Consider the following 3,962-nt stretch of genomic DNA (forward strand, 5'->3'; position numbering starts at 1 on the left):
AAAATTAGCTCGGGTATTGTTTGCCTTGATGAAAAACCAAAGCGAATACAAGCCAAATTCTATGCTTGGGGGTTCCCCCCAAACATAGAATCTCCCACAGGTCCTGCGCCGACTTTGAAATCGCGCAAATCCTGTGGGAGCGGGCTTGCCCGCGAAGAGGCCATCACAGACACCGAAAAACTATTTGCCGAGGGGAATCTTCGGCGCCCAGGTCAGCCATTCATCTTCGAACTTGTCAAACAGTGCAAACGTCTGCTCCGGCCGCGCCGGACTGCCCATGCGCTCGCCGTCCGGCGTGGCGAAGGCAACGCCACCCTGGATCATGGTTTCCAGGGACTCGGTACGCACGGTCGCCCCACGGAACAGACCGACGTCGAAGTCGAATCCGCTGGTGTTCCAGAACCGCGTACCGCTGTGTACCAATGGCGCGTACTTCGGCTCGATCAGAATGCGGATCAGCACACGGTCGGCGGTCTGACCCAGCTCGTATCCCGTGACCTTGCCCACGGCGATTTCGCGATAGGTCACCGGTACTCCGGGCTTCAACGATCCACGTCGCGGTGCGCTCAACACCAGGCTCAAACCGGCTTCCTGCTTGGCAGTCTCTGGTGGGTTGGGCAGCGCCACAAAGTTTTTCTGCGGCCCCAGATTCTTCGATGCGGGCTGCACCTCGATGTATTTCCCGGTCACCAATGTTTCCAGGTTCGCAGTCTTGAGCAGCCCCAGCTCAGGCTTGACCACCCAGAACTGGCTGCCGACCCGGGCGATACGCTCCGGCACCTCATTGATACGCGCGGTCAGTAGCACCGATTGCAGGTCGTCACTCAGGTCCACGTCTTCGATCTTGCCGACATCCAGACCCTTGAAGCGAATCGGCGTACCGGTGCTCAGGCCATCGGCACGATCGACCCTGATCGTGATGATTTCGCCTTTTTGCGTAGCCTCCTCCTTGCTGGTAAACAAGCGGAACCTTGGTACCCGCTTCTCCAGCGGCGCCTTGGCCAGCGGTGTGTCGAACGCAATGCCGCCGGCCATCAAGCTCTGCAAGGATTCGCTTTTCACCTGGATCCCGCCGCTCAGCCCGCCCGTGAGCGTAATCCCGCTGGCATTCCAGAAGCGTGTCGAGGCATTGACCAGGCCTTCGTATTCCTTCTCGATGTGCACGCCAATGACGAGTTGCTTCTTGGTGCGCGAGAACTGGTAACTCTGCACAGAACCGACTTTTACCTGCTTGTAGAGAACCGGGCTGCCGACTTCCAGCGAACCGAGGTTTTCCGTGAACAACACCAGGTGCAGGCCAGGCGCACGCAGATCCAATGGTGGCGCCTTGGGCCGAGCCGCGAACTCGCGTTGTGGTGCGGTGCCTTTATCACCAGGACGTACGGCGATGTAGTTACCTTTGACCAGTGCCTCCAATCCGGTGATCCCTGCCAGGGAAATCGACGGTTTGACCACCCAGAACTGCGTACCCTCGACCAGATAGTCTTCAGCTAGCGGGTCCATGGTCAGTTCGGCAGTCGCACCAGACAGGTCCGGGTCTACTTTCAAAGCCTTGAGATTGCCGACCTGGATGCCCTTGTACATCACCGGCGTACGGCCGGCCTGCAAGCCATCGAAATCGGTCAGTTTGACCTTGACCCGAATACCGGCCGCCGCCGCATCGAAGTCTTCGTAGAGCCTGAACGGCAAACTCGGATCGGTGGGCGGGCTGTCCTTGCGATTCTCCGGTGTGGCGAATGCGATACCGCCAGCGACGATGCTGGCCAGGGACTCACTGCGTACTTTCACCCCCGAGAGGTTGGCATCAATGCTGATCCCACTGGCATTCCAGAAACGCGTATGTTTGCGCACCAGCTTGGCGTAGGTGGGCTCAATGAAGACTTTGAGCTCCACGGTACTTTGGTCTTCGGAGAGCACGTAGCTCTTGATCTGACCGACCTTGATCTGCTTGTAGAACACCGGGCTGCCACGATTCAACGAACCCAGGCGATCGGCCTTGATGGTCAGGTGCAGACCTGGCTGCGCATCGGAAAGCGGCGGCTCCTCCTTCAGGGCCTTGAATTTGCGTAAAGGTTCGCCCTCCCCCGGGCTTATCGCCACATAGTTACCCGATACCAGCGTCTCCAGACCGGTAATCCCGGCCAGGGTCACGCTCGGCTTTACCAGCCAGAAACGCGTGCTGGTCTTGAGGTATTGCTCTACATCCTTGTTCATCTCGACAGTGGCGATGACGCCTTTTGAGTTGCCTTCGTCATCGAGCTTGAGGCTTTTGACCTTGCCGACCGACATGCCTTTGTAGACAACCTCGGTCTTGTTGGCCTGAATGCCTTCACCACTTTCAAAGCGTACCTGAATCAGGATGCCGGTCTCGTTATAGGCACGCCAGCCAAGCCAGCCACCGATGATCAAGGCGATCAGGGGCAGAACCCAAATGGCAGACCAGTTCGAGGCCGGTCGGGTTTTCGCTACAGGCAAATCAGTCATGGTCGTCGTCCGACTCCGTGTTATCCCAAATCAGTCGGGGATCGAAAGTTACAGCGGCAAGCATCGTCAGAATCACCACGGAGGCGAAGGCGATGGCGCCAGGATTGGCTTCGATGCTGGCAATGCGCCCGAAATTCACCACCGCCACCAGGATGGCGATCACAAAGATATCGAGCATCGACCAGCGGCCGATGAATTCAATGAAGCGGTACATCCAGATACGCTGCCGCGCCGAAAGTGGCTGTCGGCGTTGCACGGAGAACAGCAGCAGCGCAATACCCACCAGTTTGAAAGTGGGCACCACGATACTGGCGACAAACACCACGGCCGCAATAGGAAACATCCCATAATGAACCAGGTCGATGACGCCGGACATGATAGTGCTGGGGTCGCCTTTGCCCAGAGTGTTCACCGTCATGATCGGCAAAACATTGGCTGGTATATAAAGAATGGCGGCAGTTATCAGCAACGCCCAGGTACGCACCAGACTGTTCGGCCGACGGGCGTGCACCAACGCACCGCAGCGAGTACAGACTTGCTCGTGCGTCTCGGCTTCCTGCCTGTTCAATTCATGGCATTCCATACAAATCAGAATGCCTGCATCAATCGCCCGCATGGGCATCCTCTCCTGATAAAGCCTGCCAGATCTGGTGTGGGGACATTACGACCTCCAGCCAGATCTGGACCAGCAACAAACTGATGAAGCACACCAGGCCCAAGCCCACGGTGATCGCTGCCATATCTGCCAGCTTTACGATCGCCACCAATACGCCCATGAGGTAAACCTCGAGCATCCCCCAATCGCGTAAATGGTGATAAATGCGATAGAGCAACAAGCCATAACTGCGTCCGACGTCAAAACGGATACTCAGCAAGACGGCCAATTGGCAGAGCAGCTTGAGTAGCGGTATAGCCATGCTGCACAGGAACACAATGACTGAAACGCTTTGCATGCCCGTATCGAAAAGCGCGACAACCCCGCTCCAGACAGTGTCTTGCGACGATTGTCCGAGTAGATTGAGTTGCATGATGGGTAAAAAGTTCGCCGGGACAAACAACAATAGGGCACTGATGACCAGGGCGAGGCTGCGCTGCACCACGTTGTGCCGATGGGCATAGAGTTCGTAACCGCAGCGCGGGCACAGGGCTTTTTCGCCGTGGGCGAGCTCTGGCTTGCGCATCAGCAAGTCGCACTCGTGACAGGCAACCAGGTTCTCAAGCGGTAATTCTGACAGCCTGGAGGCGTCAACCGGATCCGGCATAAGGGCTCTGACTCTGAATAAGTTGGGCCTATTCTAGTGTTCTCAGGCAAAAATAACTCTGCCAATTTGTGCTGGATTTTCCCGCGACCAAAAACAAAACCCCTACCTGCATATGCAGATAGGGGTTTCGGAATTTAATCTTGACGATGACCTACTCTCACATGGGGAAACCCCACACTACCATCGGCGATGCATCGTTTCACTGCTGAGTTCGGG

At 56.8% G+C, this 3,962-nt stretch carries 3 protein-coding genes and 1 rRNA gene; all 4 read right to left on the minus strand.

The features are described from left to right. Positions 1-180 precede the first annotated feature (180 nt). On the minus strand, positions 181-2,484 hold the full coding sequence (locus ASE98_RS15955; RefSeq protein ID WP_060542303.1) for a PqiB family protein: 2,304 nt from the start codon (positions 2,482-2,484) through the stop codon (positions 181-183). Continuing rightward, entirely contained in the window at positions 2,477-3,100 is a 624-nt protein-coding gene (locus ASE98_RS15960; protein WP_060542304.1) for a paraquat-inducible protein A, read from the minus strand. The genes ASE98_RS15955 and ASE98_RS15960 overlap by 8 nt, the downstream gene beginning before the upstream one ends. Beyond that, on the minus strand, positions 3,087-3,746 hold the full coding sequence (locus tag ASE98_RS15965) for a paraquat-inducible protein A (RefSeq protein ID WP_060542305.1): 660 nt from the start codon (positions 3,744-3,746) through the stop codon (positions 3,087-3,089). The genes ASE98_RS15960 and ASE98_RS15965 overlap by 14 nt, the downstream gene beginning before the upstream one ends. A gap of 138 nt (positions 3,747-3,884) precedes the next feature. After that, positions 3,885-3,962: ribosomal RNA gene (gene rrf, locus ASE98_RS27785) — 5S ribosomal RNA — on the minus strand; the annotation flags it as partial.

The sequence above is a fragment of the Pseudomonas sp. Leaf48 genome, from assembly GCF_001421885.1.
In the GTDB taxonomy this organism is placed as follows: Bacteria; Pseudomonadota; Gammaproteobacteria; order Pseudomonadales; family Pseudomonadaceae; genus Aquipseudomonas.

What these genes read in the sequence shown, in the direction of transcription:
- ASE98_RS15955 (WP_060542303.1), bottom strand. Translation starts at nt 2,484, where the DNA reads ATGACTGATTTGCCTGTAGCGAAAACCCGACCGGCCTCGAACTGGTCT.
- ASE98_RS15960 (WP_060542304.1), bottom strand. Translation starts at nt 3,100, where the DNA reads ATGCGGGCGATTGATGCAGGCATTCTGATTTGTATGGAATGCCATGAA.
- ASE98_RS15965 (WP_060542305.1), bottom strand. Translation starts at nt 3,746, where the DNA reads ATGCCGGATCCGGTTGACGCCTCCAGGCTGTCAGAATTACCGCTTGAG.